The sequence below is a fragment of the Roseibium litorale genome (assembly GCF_014842915.1).
In the GTDB taxonomy this organism is placed as follows: domain Bacteria; phylum Pseudomonadota; class Alphaproteobacteria; order Rhizobiales; family Stappiaceae; genus Roseibium; species Roseibium litorale.
The window spans coordinates 99,557-113,655 of the sequence record NZ_JACYXI010000008.1 but is presented as its reverse complement, the minus strand read 5'-3'; the positions used below and the strand labels follow the sequence as shown (position 1 = coordinate 113,655).

The window sequence follows — 14,099 nt, the reverse complement described above, 5'->3', positions numbered from 1 at the left end:
AGCATGAGCGAACTGAGCCTCAGGCAGGTCAGCAAATCCTTCGGCAGCTTGAAGGTCATCAAGGAGGTCGATCTCGAGATCGAAAAAGGGGCCTTCACCGTTTTCGTCGGGCCGTCGGGCTGCGGCAAGTCCACCTTGCTGCGCATGATCGCCGGACTTGAGGACATTACCTCCGGCGATCTGGACATCGGTGGAGCACGGATGAACGACACCGATCCGTCCAAACGCGGCATTGCCATGGTGTTCCAGTCCTATGCACTTTACCCGCATATGACCGTCCGGCAGAACATGGGCTTCGCGCTGCGTTTCGCCGGGGTGCCTAAGGCCCAGATCGACCGCCAAGTGATGGACGCCGCGCGCATTCTGGAGCTGGAGCCGCTGCTGGAGCGCAAGCCCGGCCAGCTTTCCGGCGGCCAGCGCCAGCGGGTGGCCATCGGCCGGGCGATTGTCCGCCATCCCAAGGTGTTTCTGTTTGACGAGCCCTTGTCCAATCTGGATGCGGAACTGCGCGTCCACATGCGCATCGAAATCGCCAAGCTGCACAAACGGCTCGGCGCGACGATCATCTATGTCACCCACGACCAGGTGGAGGCCATGACGCTGGCCGACAAGATCGTCGTTTTGCGCGCAGGCCGGATCGAGCAGACCGGCACGCCGCTGCAGCTCTATACAGATCCGGACAACCAGTTTGTTGCCGGATTTATCGGATCGCCGAAAATGAACTTCCTTCCGGCCCGGGTGGCTGAGGGCGGAGACGGGCAGGGCGGTGCGGCGGTAACGCTGGAGGATTTCGGCGTGACGGTGCCGGTAGCAGGGCTGACGGGCTTGCCTGCTCCCGGGACGCAGATCACGGCGGGCATCCGTCCTGAAATGTTCAATGAGCAGGCATCGGAAAGCATCAGCGTCGCCGTGGAAATGGTCGAGCATCTGGGATCTGAAACTCTGGTCCATGGCCGCGGTGCAGGTGATCTGGTCACGATCAAATATCCGGGCATCTCCGCCAAGGGCGATGGCAGCGATCGTCTCGACGCCCGCTTCAACCCCGCCGATCTCCTGTATTTCACCGGAGAAGGTGCCCGTATCCGGTAAGGTGGGCCACCAGACCTCTGGTGCTTGCCCCGGTGCAGGCAACACGAATTTTCTCAACACACCGCGCAAGGGCGCGGCTTTCCGGAGACTGCAATGCACGCCCCCAAGATTACCTTCATCGGTGCGGGCAGCACCGTTTTCGCCAAGCACCTGATGGGGGACATCCTGTCCTTCGAGGAGCTGCGGGATGCGGAGATCGTGCTTTACGACATCGACGAGCAGCGCCTCAGCGAGTCCCTGGCTGTCGGCAACAAGATCAAGCGGCAGCTTGACGTTCCAGCGCGCATCAGCGCGACGACGGACCGGTCCAGGGCGCTGGATGGGGCCGATTTCTGCATCAACATGATCCAGGTTGCCGGCTACAAGCCGGGCACGGTCATCGACTTCGAAACGCCCAAGGCTTACGGCCTGCGCCAGACCATTGCTGACACACTTGGCATCGGTGGCATCATGCGGGCGCTGCGCACGGTTCCGGTTCTGGCGGACATGTCGAAAGACATGGAGCGCCTGTGTCCGGACACGCTGCATATCAACTATGCCAACCCCATGGCCATGAACTGCTGGGGCCTCAACCGCTTGTCGAAGATCCGGACCGTGGGCCTGTGCCATTCCGTGCCTCATACGGCCGGCGAGCTTTCCGAAGACATTGGCGTTCCGGTGGAGGAGATCGACTATCTCGTCGCCGGCATCAACCACATGGCTTTTTATCTGAAGTTCGAGCACAAGGGCGAAGACCTCTATCCGCGGATCCGCCAGGTCATGGAAGAGGGGCGGGTGCCGAACTGGAACCGGGTGCGCTATGATATGTTCAAGCGGCTCGGATATTTCGTCACGGAGAGCTCGGAGCATTTCTCCGAATATGTGCCCTGGTACATCAAGTCCGGCCGCGAGGACCTGATCGAGCGCTTCAACATTCCACTCGATGAATATCCCCGGCGCTGCGAGAGCCAAATTGCCGACTGGCAAACCCTGTCGAAGGACATGCAGGACCCGGACAAGACGGTCGAGATCGAGCGCAGCGTCGAATATGGCTCCCATATCATCCGCGCCATGGTCACCGGCCAGCCTGCGGTCATTTACGGCAATGTGATCAACGACCAGATCATCTCGAACCTGCCGCAGGGCTGCTGTGTCGAGGTGCCGTGCCTTGTGGACCGCAACGGCATCCAGCCGACCCGCATCGGCGCCCTGCCGCCGCATCTGGCCGCCCTGATGCAGACCAACATCAACGTCCAGGCCCTGACGGTCGAAGCTATCGTCACCGGCAACCGGGACCATATCTTCCATGCGGCCATGCTCGATCCGCATACGGCAGCGGAACTGGATCTCGACCAGATCTGGGCCCTGACTGGCGATCTCTTGAAGGCCCACGGCGACTGGATCCCCGAAAACCTGCGCTGACAAACGCAAATCGGGGCGATAGGTGGGGGTCGCGGTTCAACCCGCGGCCCGGCCGTCCGCCTCTTCCTCATCGTCAGGGCGCATTGCCCCGCGCAGAGGTGAATCCCAGTCGTAGACGGGGAACGGAGGCAAAGCCGAGATCTTTGGTCAATTTAAGAATCTGCGGGCATAGTCGAAGAGCTTGTTTCCTTCCCCGGTCAGTTTCAAACCACCCTGGCGGGCAAAAAGCGTGAGGTGAGTGATACGTGAAGTTCTGCCTCTACTTGGATGAAGGTAGGGGCAGACGACACCGCTCTCAGGGATCATCCGAACGCCCCCGATGACGTCGGCCATGGAGACCGCTGAGATGTCCGGTTTTCAGCCGGCCGGCGTTTGTTGAGGGTGACCAGCCTCTTCAAACGGCACAAATGCCGCTTGGCATGCAATCCCTGCTGCTCCTATGGTGGGTCGGGTCAGGTCCTGAGTGTCCGGTTTTATAAACATGAATTCGATCAAGATTTTACATACTGCCGATGTGCATCTGGATTCGCCGTTGCAGTCGCTTGCCCTGCGCGATGAAGCGCTGCAGGGCCTTGTGCAAACCGCCACACGCGCCGCCTTTAGCCGGCTTGTCGATGCCGCCTTGAGCGAGGGGGTTTCGGCGCTGCTGATTGCCGGGGATCTATTCGATGGCGCGCAGCGCAGCGCCAAGGCGGGCGCGTTTCTGGTGTCGGAGCTGGACCGGCTGAAAGCCGCGGAGATTGCGGTCTTCTACATCAAGGGCAACCACGACGCGGAAAACCCGGTGACCGGCGAGATCAGCCTGCCGGACAATGTTCACGTCTTCGACGGGCGGGGCGGCAAGAAGCAGCTGGGCGCGACTGGCATCTGGATCCATGGCGTAAGCTTCAGCGGCCGTCATGCCCCGGACAGTCTTTTGAGCAAATTCGGCGCGCCCGAGCCCGATGCCATCAACATCGCCATGCTGCACACGTCGCTTGCTGGAAGCCAGGGGCACGACACCTATGCCCCTTGCACGGTGGCGGATCTGACCGCCATGGGCTTTGATTACTGGGCCCTCGGCCATGTGCACAGGCGGCAGGTTCACGCAAGCAATCCCTGGGTCGTCATGCCGGGCATTCCGCAAGGCCGCGACATTGGCGAGGCTGGTCCCAAATCCGCGACCCTGCTGACCATTGAGGAGGGCCGGATTTCCCTCTCCGAAGTGCCCACCTCCGCGGCGGAGTTTCAGGAAGTGCAGGTGGATATCGGCGGCTGTGAAACCGATGAGGAGATCCGCGCGAAGCTCCGCAGCCGGTTGCAGGAGGTGAGTGCGGGGCTCTTGTCGGATGCCGGCCTGCTGCGGCTGACCCTGACCGGTGCGGCGCCGCGCAAATGGCAGGTGCTTCGCGATCAGGACCTTTGGACGGAGACCGCCAGCGAGCTCGCCAGAGGCACCGGCAGGATCTGGATTGAAAAACTGAAATTCGATCTCCGCGGCGTTGAGGAAGACAGCGCCTCATTCTCTGCCGTGCCGGAGCTGGAACAGCTGATGTCCGCCATCCGGTCTGAACCCGCCTTCCAGGCCCAGATGCAGGAACTGCTGGAAACAGTTGGCGCTGAGATTCCCCATAACCGCAGGACTGGGCTGTTGCCCGATGAGGACGCGGCGCGGCAGCTGACAGAAGATCTGTCGGCAGCGGGCACTCAAGCCATTGTGGCGGCGATGAAGGGCGCGAGCGAATGATGCGCCTGCGCTCCCTGACCCTCGATCTCTTCGGCCATTTTTCGGCAAAAACCTTTGACTTTGGCGAAGTGGCCCCAAGCGGCCCGGACTTCCATGTGATCTACGGGCCGAATGAGGCCGGGAAGACAACCAGCATGGAAGGGTTCCTGCGGCTTCTCTACGGCTTTCCCCATGTGGACCCTTACGGTTTTCTCCATCAGCGCAAGAACCTAAGGGTCTCCGGTGTTCTTGACGTGAAGGGGCAACGCCTTGAGCTGACACGGCTTTCGAACCGCGACGGGCCCCTGCGCGACCGGAATGACATGATCCTGCCCGAGGCCGCGATCCAGGCCCATCTCGGCGGGTTATCGGAGGCCGATTACCGTCAGCTCCTCTGCCTGGATGACGAGACGATCGAAAAGGGCGGCGACGAAATTGTCGCCAGCAACGGCGATATCGGCCGGCTTCTGTTTTCCGCCGCCGCCGGTGTCAGCGATCTGACCGGGGTGCTCGACCAGTTCCGCGCCAAGGCAGACGGCCTTTACCGCAAGCGTGCAAGCTCCACGGAAGTGGCCCGGCTGAAGAAGGAGCTTGCCGAAGTCGAGCAGCAGATCCGGCATCTGGATGTTCCGGCAAATGCATACAAGAAGCTGAGGCAGGCGCTGGAAACCGCACAGGAGGAAGAAAAGGCCCTGCGGGAGCAAAGGCAGACCTTTCACGGACAGAAAGCAACGCTGGAAGCCCAAAGGGCCGCCCTGCCCATATTGGCCGAATGTGAAAGCCTCAGCGTGGCGCTCGCGGATTATGAGGATTTTCCCCGGCAACTGGAGATCAATCCTGAGGATCTGGTGGAGCTTCTGACCTGTGAAAACAAGCTGCTGGGCGACAAAGAGCGGCTGGAAGCGGATATTGCGGATCTCGAAGAAGAGCTGAGCCAGCTCACCCGGCATCCGGAGCATCTGGCGCTTTTGAATGATCTTGGGACGCTGGAAACGCTTCACCTTCGCCAGAAATCTGCTGACCTTGATCTTGAGCGGCGGCGCAAGTCCCTCGCTGAAACCCTCTCGGACATGGCCCGGGCAGCCCGGGAGCTGCAAGCACCGGAAGGGACGGATCCTGCGGCTCTGGTGGTGACAGCCGCCCAGATGCAGCAGATGGAAGACCTGCGCGACACCCTGCGCGATCTCGCCAAGAACTTTTCCAGAGAGCAGGACCAGAACAAAGAGGTGCGGTTGCGCCTGAAGCTTTCCGAAGACCGCCTAAGGTCCCTGGAGGAGCAAACCGGAAGCGTGCAGAGCGCCGGGCCGGTGCTTCAGCGCTATGCGGTGGATGGCCTCGCGCCGCGCTTTGCCGGTGCCAGCCAGGCGCTGCGGGCTGCAAGAACCGCGCGGGACGAGGCCCTTGCAGGCCTCACAATTTCCGGCCAGAGCTTTGACAACTTGCCGGCTTCGTCTCTGTCTTCGGCCGAAGCGGAAGAACTGGCGCAAGCCTTTGAACGCCTGCAGGAGCAGCGCGCAAAAATTGCAGAGCGTTGCGAGGAGCAGCAGCGGGAGCTGGATGCACTGAACCTGCGGATCGGCCATCTGACATCCGGCTCAGGACTGGTGGACGATCTTGCCGCGAAGGCCGCACGGGAGGAACGCGACCGGCTCTGGTCCGCCCACAAAGCCGATCTGCTGCCATCTTCGGCCAGCGCCTTTGAAACGGCCATGGCAACCCTCGACAAGGCCAATGAGACCCGTCTCGATCATGCCACGGAGCTGGGGCGGTTGCGGGCAGAGGAGCAACGACAGATCGGGTTGACAAGCCAGCTGGCAGCGGGCCGGAACCAGCTGGAGAAACTGGACGCGGAAATCCAAACCGCCGTTGCATCCACCACGGCTCAGGCGCAGGCCTCCGGGTTGAAAAATCCGGTCAGCCCGACGATCTTTGCCCTCTGGGCCGCCAAGCTGGACCAGGCAGCCAAGGCGCAACGGCATCTGGACCGCCTCTTTGAGGAACACGAAGCGACGCTGTCGGCAGCGCGGCGGCTTGGCGAAGAGCTGAAAGATCTCTTGCGCCTTGAAACGGATGAATTCGACACGCTCGTTTCCGAAGCCCGGCGCCGTCAGCAGGATGAACGGACCCGCGAAGAGGAGCGGAAAGCCGCCGAAGAGGTCTGCAAATCGCTAAAGGCGGAGCTTGACCGGCGGCAACAGACCCTGACGGATCTGGACCATGCCAGGACCACAGGCGAGGCAGACTGGAAGGCGCTGGTTGCGGACTGCCTCGGCTCGAAGGTCGATGCCGGCCTGTTGCTTCAATCTCTTCAGCCGTTGCGCAGCCTCAGGGAAATGGAGCCGGCACGGGCGGCGCTAACACGCCAGATCGAGAGCATGGAAGCCGATCAGAAGGCCTTCGCCCGCGAGGTCGAGCATCTTGCGCAAAAGGCTGGAATTCTGCCCTCTGCGGCACCGCTCGACACCTATGATCAGCTTCAGACCCTCGCAAGCTCGGCCCAGAACACCGAGACCACCTACCTGGATCTCGGCAAAAAGCTTGATGCCGCAAGGGCGGATCTATCAGGCGTGGAGGCGGCGCTTCAAGAGATCGACGGCAAAAGGTCGGTTCTTGCAGCCGCCTTTCCGGACCGTATCGCCACTGGGAGCCTTCAGGACTTGCGGGGCGCGGTCAACCAGGCTGGCGACGTGATCCAGAAGAGAGCGCGGCTTGCAGATCTGACCGCATCCCTCCAGAGCCTTGCCGGCTCTTCTACTTTGGAAGAGGCGCAAGCGGCGCTCAAGGAGAAATCGGATACGGATCTTGCCGCCGCGCTGAACATGATCGAACAAGACCTCACCCGGGCCGAGCAGCAGCTGGAAAGCGCCATCGAGCAACGCTCCAATGCGCAAAGAGATCTTGCCGCCGTGACGGGAGAGGACGATGTGGCGAGGCTGGTCGAGCGGAAGGCAACGCTCGAACTGGCATTGGAAGACACGATCCTGACCTATCTGGAAACCCAGTTCGGCCTGAGCCTTGCGGAGGAGGCGATCCGCCGCTACCGCGACACCCATCGCAGCTCCATGATGGAGGCCACCGAGCGGACCTTCGCGGACCTGACCAACGGCGCCTACACGCGTCTGACCACCCAGCCAGGTGCAAAGTCGGAGATCCTGCTGGCGATTGATGCAAAGGGAACGGCCAAGCAGGCGCAGGAACTTTCCAAGGGCACCCGGTTCCAGCTCTATCTCGCCCTTCGTGCGGCCGCCTACGAGCAGCTGGCCGGACGGGGCCTGTGCCTGCCGTTCTTCTGCGACGACATTTTCGAAACCTTCGATGAAAACCGGACCCGGTCAGCCTGCAAGGTGATGGGCACCATCGGCCGGACCGGCCAGGCCATCTACCTCACTCACCACCAGCACGTCGTTGATATTGCCCGTGAGGTCTGTGGCAGCGGCGTTACAATCCATACGATCTGAGGCAGGACGGTACAGCCTGGCCGGTCCGGTTTTCCAGACGGAGAGATCTGTTCCCTCCGCCTGCTGTCAGGCCACTAACCCGCTGCATGCCCCTCTCACTCAAACGCGATCTGGGCCTTGACAGCCTTGCTTCTGTCGCCTGCCGTTTCGAAGGCCTGGAGGGCGTCTTTGAGCGGGAAGGTTTGGGTGATGAAGGGTTTGACGTCGATCAGGCCCTTTTGCATCAGGCTGACGCCGGTGAAGAATTCCTCGTGGAAGCGGAAGGAGCCCTTCAGGGAGAGTTCCTTGGCGGTCAGCGCCATCATCGGCACGGCCATGTCGCCGCCAAGACCCAGCTGGATAATCGTGCCGCCGGGGCGCATGGCGGCAATGCCGGCGGCGAGGGCAGGGGCCGCGCCGGAGCATTCGTAAAGCACATCAAAGGTGCCCTTGTCCGCGTTGAACCGCTCCAGCTCCGCCGGGCTTTCCGCCATGTTGATCACCGTGTCAGCCCCGGCCTTCTTGGCCATGGACAGGGTGAAAGGGCTGAGATCGGTTGCCACAATGAGGTCCGCGCCCGCCCGGCGGGCCGCAAGGATGCACAGAATCCCGATTGGGCCGCAGCCGGTGACGAGAACGGACTTGCCGACAAGGTTCCCCGCGCGCCGTGTCGCATGCAGACAGACCGCCAGCGGTTCGGCCATCGCCGCTTCGCCCTCCGTTAGCCCGTCCGCCGGAGCGCATTGGATGGCATCGGCGACCAACAGCTCGCGGAAGGCGCCCTGGATATGCGGGAACGGCATGGCGCTGCCGTAAAAGCGCATGTTGAGGCACTGGTTGTAAGAGCCTTCCGCACAGAACCGGCACTGGCGGCAGGGGCGGGACGGGGAGACGGCGACCAGCTGGCCAATCGCCAGATGCGACACGCCATCCCCCAGCGCCGTGATATGGCCGGAGACCTCGTGCCCCAGGATCATCGGCTCTTTCAGCCGCACAGTGCCGAAGCCGCCATGGTTGAAATAATGCAGGTCGGAGCCGCAGATGCCGCCGGTTGCCAGCTTGATCTGCACTTCGCCGGGGCCGGGCAGAGCCGCCTCCCGGTCCTCGATCCGCAGGTCCTTGGCGGCGTGAATGACGATGGATTTCATGATAGTCTCCACTGCTGTCCGGTGCGGAACACACCGTTATCGATAAACCGCCGGTTCGGCAGACACCCGTCTCCCCCCTTGCGGGGGAGATGTCTCCGTCAGGAGACAGAGAGGGGTATCAGCTCCTCACCACACAGCAACCTTGCTGAATGTCCTGAAACCCTAAACCCCCCTCTGTCAGCTATCGCTGACATCTCCCCCGCAAGGGGGGAGACGGGCATATGCCGCGCCGGTTCTGTATCCAGCTCCAAGTCAGAAACGAAGATCTTGACCGGTTTCTGACCTAGATGAAATTTTGAATCTTAGACCGCTCACCCTTTGACAGTCTCACAGAACCGGGGTCAGCAGATCTTTGCCGGCGAAATGCGCCGACAGGTTGTCCCGCACAAGCTGGCCCATGGCCTTGCGCGTCTCGAAGGTGCCCGACGCATGGTGCGGCTGGAGCAGCACGTTGCCGAGCTTCAGAAAGCGCGGGTTGAGGGCCGGTTCGCCTTCGAACACATCCAGCGCGGCGGAGCCGAGGCGGCCCGCCTCCAGGGCGTCCAGCAGGGCCTCTTCGTCGATGTTCGAGGCGCGGCTGATGTTGATGATCATGCCTTCCGGCCCGACGGCCTCGATCACCTCCCGGTTGACGATGTGGCGGGTCTCGGCGGAGGCGGCAAGCGTCACGAACAGGAAGTCGGACTGGCGGGCAAGCTCCACCGGATCGGCAATGAACGTCCAGTCCGGCGCATAGTCCTTGGCGGTCACATCCGAATAGGCGATGCTAAGATCAAACCCGGCCAGCCGCTTGGCGACCTCAAAGCCGATCCGGCCGAGGCCGAGCACACCGGCCTTCTTGCCCCAAACGCGGTTTTTCAGCGGATAAAGGCCTTTTGCCGCCCAGCTGCCGTCCCGCACCCAGCTTTCCGCGCCGGTCATGCCGCGCGACTGGGCCAGCATCATGGCGACCCCAAGATCGGCCACATCCTTGGTCAGCACGTCCGGCGTGTTGGTCACCCGGATGCCGCGCTCCCGGCAGGCGGCCAGGTCCACCGCGTCATAGCCAACCCCATAGACGGAGATGATTTCGAGGTTCGGGCAGGCCTCGATCATGGCCCGGCTGGCGCCCAGTTCCCCCCGCGTGGCAATGCCCCGGATGCTGCTGCCGACTTCGGCAAGGTAAGCGTCCTTGTTCTCCGCCTCGAAATATCTGTGCACGGAGAACGTCTCATCGAGCGGGATCTGGTCCCACTCCGGGTAAGGGCCGACCTGAAGAATGCCGGGCTTGGTCATTTTCTGAAAACTCCCTAGAACTTGAAGGCCAAGCCTTACAGCTGAGCTTGACAATGTATGTTATCGATAACATAACAGGTGCAGCTGTCAATTGCCATGTGAGAAGGAAGCCCTGAATGAGCCTTGCCCTGTTTGACCTGTCCGGGAAGCGGGCCCTGATCACCGGGTCCTCCCAGGGGATCGGCCTTGCCCTTGCCCGTGGCCTCGGAGGCGCCGGTGCCGAGCTGGTCCTCAACGGCCGGGACGCCGGCAAGCTCTCGGCTGCGGCCGCGGCACTGCGCGGCGAAGGGCTCAAGGTACACGAGCTGGCCTTCGACGTGACCGACCATGAGGGCGTGCGCAAGGCCGTGGACGGGTTCGAGGCGTCGGTGGGGGCCATCGACATTCTGGTCAATAACGCCGGCATGCAGCACCGGACCCCGCTGGAGGATTTTCCGGCGGATGCCTTTGAGCGGCTGCTTCAGACCAACATCGCCTCCGTCTTTCACACAGGTCAGGCGGTCGCCCGGCACATGATCAAGCGGGGCGCAGGCAAGATCGTCAATATCTGCTCGGTTCAGACCGCGCTCGCCCGCCCGGGTATTGCCCCCTACACCGCCACCAAGGGCGCGGTGGCCAATCTGACCAAGGGCATGGCCACGGACTGGGCGAGATACGGCCTGCAGTGCAACGGCCTGGCGCCGGGCTATTTCGACACGCCACTCAACGCGGCCCTGGTCAACGATCCGGACTTCAGCGCCTGGCTGGAAAAGCGCACCCCGGCGGGCCGCTGGGGCAAGGTTGAGGAGCTGGTAGGCACCTGCATCTTCCTCTCCTCCGATGCGTCTTCCTTCGTCAATGGCACCACCATCTTTGTCGACGGCGGGATTTCGGCATGTCTGTAAGCGGCGCCTTCGTGGTCATGGGGGTCTGTGGCTGCGGCAAGTCGGAAATCGGCCAGAGACTGGCCAAGGCCACCGGCGGACGCTTCATCGACGGGGACGACCTGCATCCTGCGGAAAACATCGCCAAGATGAGCGCAGGCATTCCGCTGACGGACGCCGACCGCTTTCCCTGGCTGGACAAGGTCGGCGCGGCGTTGAAGGGCGAGCGTGGGCCGGTTTTCATCGCCTGTTCCGCCCTGAAGCGGATCTACCGCGAGCGGATCGGCCAGAAGGCAGAGCAGCCGGTAACCTTCCTGTTCCTGGAAGGCACGCGGGAGGTTCTGGAACAGCGGGTGTCGCAAAGGCCGGGTCACTTCATGCCTGCCGCGCTGCTCGACAGCCAGCTTGCGGCCCTGGAGCCGCCGCAGGCCGATGAGCTGAGCCATAAGGCCTCTATCGATCAGCCGCCGGAAAAGGTTACGGACGCGCTTCTGGCGTCCATCGGGAGGAATGAAGCATGAGCGTGAATGTGGCCCTGATCGGGGCAGGGGCCATGGGCGGAGCCATTGGCACCCGTCTTGTGGAAACCGGCAACAGCCTGCAGGTGTTCGATCTTGATGCTGAGAAAGTTGCAGCGCTCGTTGCCAAAGGCGCCCGTGCGGCCTCTTCTGCCGCGGAAGCTGCGGCGCAATCGGACTATGTGATCACCAGTCTGAACGCCCCGCGCATTGTTGACCTTGCCGTCTTCGGTGAAAACGGCGTAGCCGCCGGGGCCAAGCCTGGCACCTTGATCATCGACATGTCGTCCATCGACCCGGACGCCACGAAGGAGCTGGCGGAAAAGGCGGCGGCCAAGGGCCTGCGCTGGGTGGACAGCCCGCTGTCGGGCGGTGCGCCCAAGGCGCTTACCGGTGAATTGACCCTGATGGCAGGCGGCACAGAAGCAGATGTGGCAGACGCTCACAACGTGCTGAAATTCGTCAGCGCCAATTACACCCGCATGGGCCCTGTTGGCGCGGGCCAGACAACCAAACTGATCAACCAGGTGCTGTGCGGACTGGGCTTTCTGGCGGTGGCCGAGGCAACGCAGCTTGCGCTCGACGCGGGTGTGGACGCGGCGAAGATCCCGGCGGCCCTGAAGGGCGGGCGCGCCGACAGCGCCATCCTGCAGGAATATATGCCGCGCTTTGTTGCCCGCGATTACCGCCGCACAGGCCGGATCGACAACATGGTCAAGGATCTGAACGGCGCGCAGGATCTCGCCCGCCGCACCAACACGGCCATGCCGCTGACGGCGGTCTGCGCGGAGGTTCACCGGCTGCTGACGGCAGCCGGGCTCGGCGGCGAGGACCAGGCCGCGCTGATGGAATATTTCAAGGGACCGGACACGGAGAAGTTCCAATGATCACCCGTTTCGCCCTGTTCGAGGGTAGCATCAAGCCCGGCAAGACGGATGCCTTCCGGGCCGCCGTGACCAAGCGGCTGGTGCCGCTCTGGCGGCAGTTCCCCGGCAACAGCGATGTGCGGGTCATGTTCGGCGAGGAGCGGGACGAGGGCGCACCCGAGTTTCCGCTGATCCTGGCGATCACCTATCCGGACCGGGCCGCCATGGAAGGCGCGCTGACCAGCGCCGTGCGCGGCCAGTCCCGCGATGTGACCGGTGAGATCGTCGCCGAATTCTTCGACGGCCGCATCCACCACCACGTCACGGAAGCCAATGAGTACAAGGGGTAAGGTTTGAGAGGGGAAAGGTTTCCGGGATGTCAGGTAGAGGTGCTTGTTACCGGCACGTGGCGGTTCGGCGGGCTCCCGTCTCCCCCCTTGCGGGGGAGATGTCAGCGACAGCTGACAGAGGGGGGTATCAACCTCTCGGAACATTCAGTCTTACTGAGTACGCGGAAACGTTCCCCCCCCCCTCTGCCCCCCCCAATCGGGGGCATCTCCCCCTCAAGGGAGGAGAGGGGCGTATGCCGCGGCGTTTCGGTTTTATTGCGGTGCATGCCCCTGTCCATCCGAACCGCAGTACCGCAACCCATTCCCCCGGAAGACTGAACGACTGACGGCCTGCGGGAATTGCCGGTAGAGGCCTAAGTTGCGTATGTACTCCTGAAACAAACACACACAAGGCGGAGCGCCATGCAGCGGACAGTGACCATGAAGGATGTGGCGGACAAGGCGGGCGTTTCCGTCATGACCGTGAGCCGCGCCTTCAAAGAGCACGCCTCCGTGGGCGGCGAGACCCGCAAGCGGATCCTGCAGATCGCCGAGGATCTGGGCTATGTCTTCGACAGCACGGCGGCCAATTTGCGCTCCCAGCGCACGGGCTTCGTCGCCGTCTCCATTCCCTCGATCAACAATGCCAACTTCGCCGATACGGTCGGGGCCTTGTCGGAGGTGCTGAAAGGGGCCGGGCTGCAGGTGCTCCTGGGTTACAGCAATTACGACATCCACGAGGAAGAAGAGATCGTCGAGCAGTTCCTGCGCCGCCGGCCGGAAGCCATTGTCCTGACCGGCGGCCGCCACACGGAGCGCACCCGGCAGCTGCTTGCGCGGGCGAAGATCCCGGTGGTGGAGACCTGGGATCTGCCGGAAGCCCCGGTTGACCATGTGGTCGGCTTTTCCAACGCCGCGACCATGCATGACATGGTCGGCCATCTGGCCGCCACGGGCCGCACGCGCATTGCCTTCATCGGCGGTGACACGGATGGCGACACCCGCGGCGCGGACCGCCGCCGGGGCTTCATCCAGGCCATGACCCGTCTTGGCCTGTCACCTGACCGGCTGATCGGGGCAGGCGAGCCGCCGATTTCCATGCGCGAGGGTGCGGATGCCATGGCGCGGCTTTTGAAAGACCACCCGGACACGGAAGCGGTCATTTGCGTTTCGGACCTGTCCGCCTTCGGCGCCTTGAGCGAATGCGCGCGCCGGGGCGTGCGGGTGCCGCAGGATATGGCGATTGCCGGTTTCGGCGCCTATGACATTTCCGAGGTCTGCGTGCCCACCCTGACCACCATCGACCCGCATCCGGCGGAGATCGGCCGGCAGACCGGCGAGCTGATCGTCTCCCTGCTCAGGGGCGGGGGAGAGACGGAAAAAACCCCCATCCGCATCCCCATCGCCCCCAGCCTCAGCATCCGCGAGTCGAGCGGGTGAAAGGGGGGTCTTGAAAAGGCTCCGCCCT

General features: G+C 62.9%; 11 protein-coding genes. 9 read left to right on the top strand and 2 right to left on the bottom strand.

Annotated elements, in window-relative coordinates:
• Positions 1 to 3: 3 nt before the first annotated feature.
• The 4 genes from IG616_RS13520 (at position 4) to IG616_RS13505 (ending at position 7,653) form a co-directional block, all read left to right on the top strand.
• A complete protein-coding gene (locus IG616_RS13520; protein WP_192148695.1) occupies positions 4 to 1,089 on the top strand; it encodes an ABC transporter ATP-binding protein in 1,086 nt (361 codons plus the stop codon).
• Positions 1,090 to 1,182: 93 nt separating this feature from the next.
• Positions 1,183 to 2,490, top strand: coding sequence for an alpha-glucosidase/alpha-galactosidase (gene melA, locus IG616_RS13515; RefSeq protein ID WP_192148694.1), 1,308 nt, complete (start codon positions 1,183 to 1,185; stop codon positions 2,488 to 2,490).
• 481 nt (positions 2,491 to 2,971) lie between these two features.
• Positions 2,972 to 4,216 (top strand): metallophosphoesterase family protein, encoded by a 1,245-nt coding sequence (locus IG616_RS13510; protein ID WP_192148693.1) that lies wholly within the window; start codon positions 2,972 to 2,974, stop codon positions 4,214 to 4,216.
• Positions 4,213 to 7,653 (top strand): ATP-binding protein, encoded by a 3,441-nt coding sequence (locus IG616_RS13505; RefSeq protein ID WP_192148692.1) that lies wholly within the window; start codon positions 4,213 to 4,215, stop codon positions 7,651 to 7,653. Before IG616_RS13510 ends, IG616_RS13505 begins: the two co-directional genes overlap by 4 nt.
• A 95-nt stretch (positions 7,654 to 7,748) precedes the next feature.
• On the opposite strand, the gene IG616_RS13500 is transcribed toward IG616_RS13505, so the two are convergent.
• Positions 7,749 to 8,780, bottom strand: coding sequence for an L-idonate 5-dehydrogenase (locus IG616_RS13500; protein WP_192148691.1), 1,032 nt, complete (start codon positions 8,778 to 8,780; stop codon positions 7,749 to 7,751).
• A gap of 327 nt (positions 8,781 to 9,107) precedes the next feature.
• On the bottom strand, positions 9,108 to 10,055 hold the full coding sequence (locus IG616_RS13495) for a 2-hydroxyacid dehydrogenase (protein WP_192148690.1): 948 nt from the start codon (positions 10,053 to 10,055) through the stop codon (positions 9,108 to 9,110).
• Positions 10,056 to 10,171: 116 nt separating this feature from the next.
• Here IG616_RS13495 and IG616_RS13490 point away from each other — a divergent pair, with 116 nt between their 5' ends.
• The 5 genes from IG616_RS13490 to IG616_RS13470 all read left to right on the top strand — a co-directional run bounded on the left by IG616_RS13490 (position 10,172) and on the right by IG616_RS13470 (position 14,071).
• The gene (locus tag IG616_RS13490) at positions 10,172 to 10,939 is read left to right on the top strand and encodes an SDR family oxidoreductase (RefSeq protein ID WP_192148689.1); all 768 of its coding nucleotides are present in this window, start codon (positions 10,172 to 10,174) and stop codon (positions 10,937 to 10,939) included.
• Positions 10,930 to 11,439: a gluconokinase gene (locus IG616_RS13485; protein WP_192148688.1), complete on the top strand. Its 510-nt coding sequence runs from the start codon at positions 10,930 to 10,932 to the stop codon at positions 11,437 to 11,439. Before IG616_RS13490 ends, IG616_RS13485 begins: the two co-directional genes overlap by 10 nt.
• Complete coding sequence (locus IG616_RS13480) at positions 11,436 to 12,323, top strand: NAD(P)-dependent oxidoreductase (RefSeq protein WP_192148687.1); 888 nt, start codon at positions 11,436 to 11,438, stop codon at positions 12,321 to 12,323. Before IG616_RS13485 ends, IG616_RS13480 begins: the two co-directional genes overlap by 4 nt.
• Positions 12,320 to 12,652, top strand: coding sequence for a hypothetical protein (locus IG616_RS13475; RefSeq protein WP_192148686.1), 333 nt, complete (start codon positions 12,320 to 12,322; stop codon positions 12,650 to 12,652). Before IG616_RS13480 ends, IG616_RS13475 begins: the two co-directional genes overlap by 4 nt.
• 402 nt (positions 12,653 to 13,054) lie before the next feature.
• On the top strand, positions 13,055 to 14,071 hold the full coding sequence (locus IG616_RS13470; RefSeq protein WP_246476227.1) for a LacI family DNA-binding transcriptional regulator: 1,017 nt from the start codon (positions 13,055 to 13,057) through the stop codon (positions 14,069 to 14,071).
• Positions 14,072 to 14,099: the final 28 nt, after the last annotated feature.

Coding starts and splice junctions, on each gene's coding strand:
- IG616_RS13520 (WP_192148695.1), top strand. CDS start 4: ATGAGCGAACTGAGCCTCAGGCAGGTCAGCAAATCCTTCGGCAGCTTG.
- melA (WP_192148694.1), top strand. CDS start 1,183: ATGCACGCCCCCAAGATTACCTTCATCGGTGCGGGCAGCACCGTTTTC.
- IG616_RS13510 (WP_192148693.1), top strand. CDS start 2,972: ATGAATTCGATCAAGATTTTACATACTGCCGATGTGCATCTGGATTCG.
- IG616_RS13505 (WP_192148692.1), top strand. CDS start 4,213: ATGATGCGCCTGCGCTCCCTGACCCTCGATCTCTTCGGCCATTTTTCG.
- IG616_RS13500 (WP_192148691.1), bottom strand. CDS start 8,780: ATGAAATCCATCGTCATTCACGCCGCCAAGGACCTGCGGATCGAGGAC.
- IG616_RS13495 (WP_192148690.1), bottom strand. CDS start 10,055: ATGACCAAGCCCGGCATTCTTCAGGTCGGCCCTTACCCGGAGTGGGAC.
- IG616_RS13490 (WP_192148689.1), top strand. CDS start 10,172: ATGAGCCTTGCCCTGTTTGACCTGTCCGGGAAGCGGGCCCTGATCACC.
- IG616_RS13485 (WP_192148688.1), top strand. CDS start 10,930: ATGTCTGTAAGCGGCGCCTTCGTGGTCATGGGGGTCTGTGGCTGCGGC.
- IG616_RS13480 (WP_192148687.1), top strand. CDS start 11,436: ATGAGCGTGAATGTGGCCCTGATCGGGGCAGGGGCCATGGGCGGAGCC.
- IG616_RS13475 (WP_192148686.1), top strand. CDS start 12,320: ATGATCACCCGTTTCGCCCTGTTCGAGGGTAGCATCAAGCCCGGCAAG.
- IG616_RS13470 (WP_246476227.1), top strand. CDS start 13,055: ATGCAGCGGACAGTGACCATGAAGGATGTGGCGGACAAGGCGGGCGTT.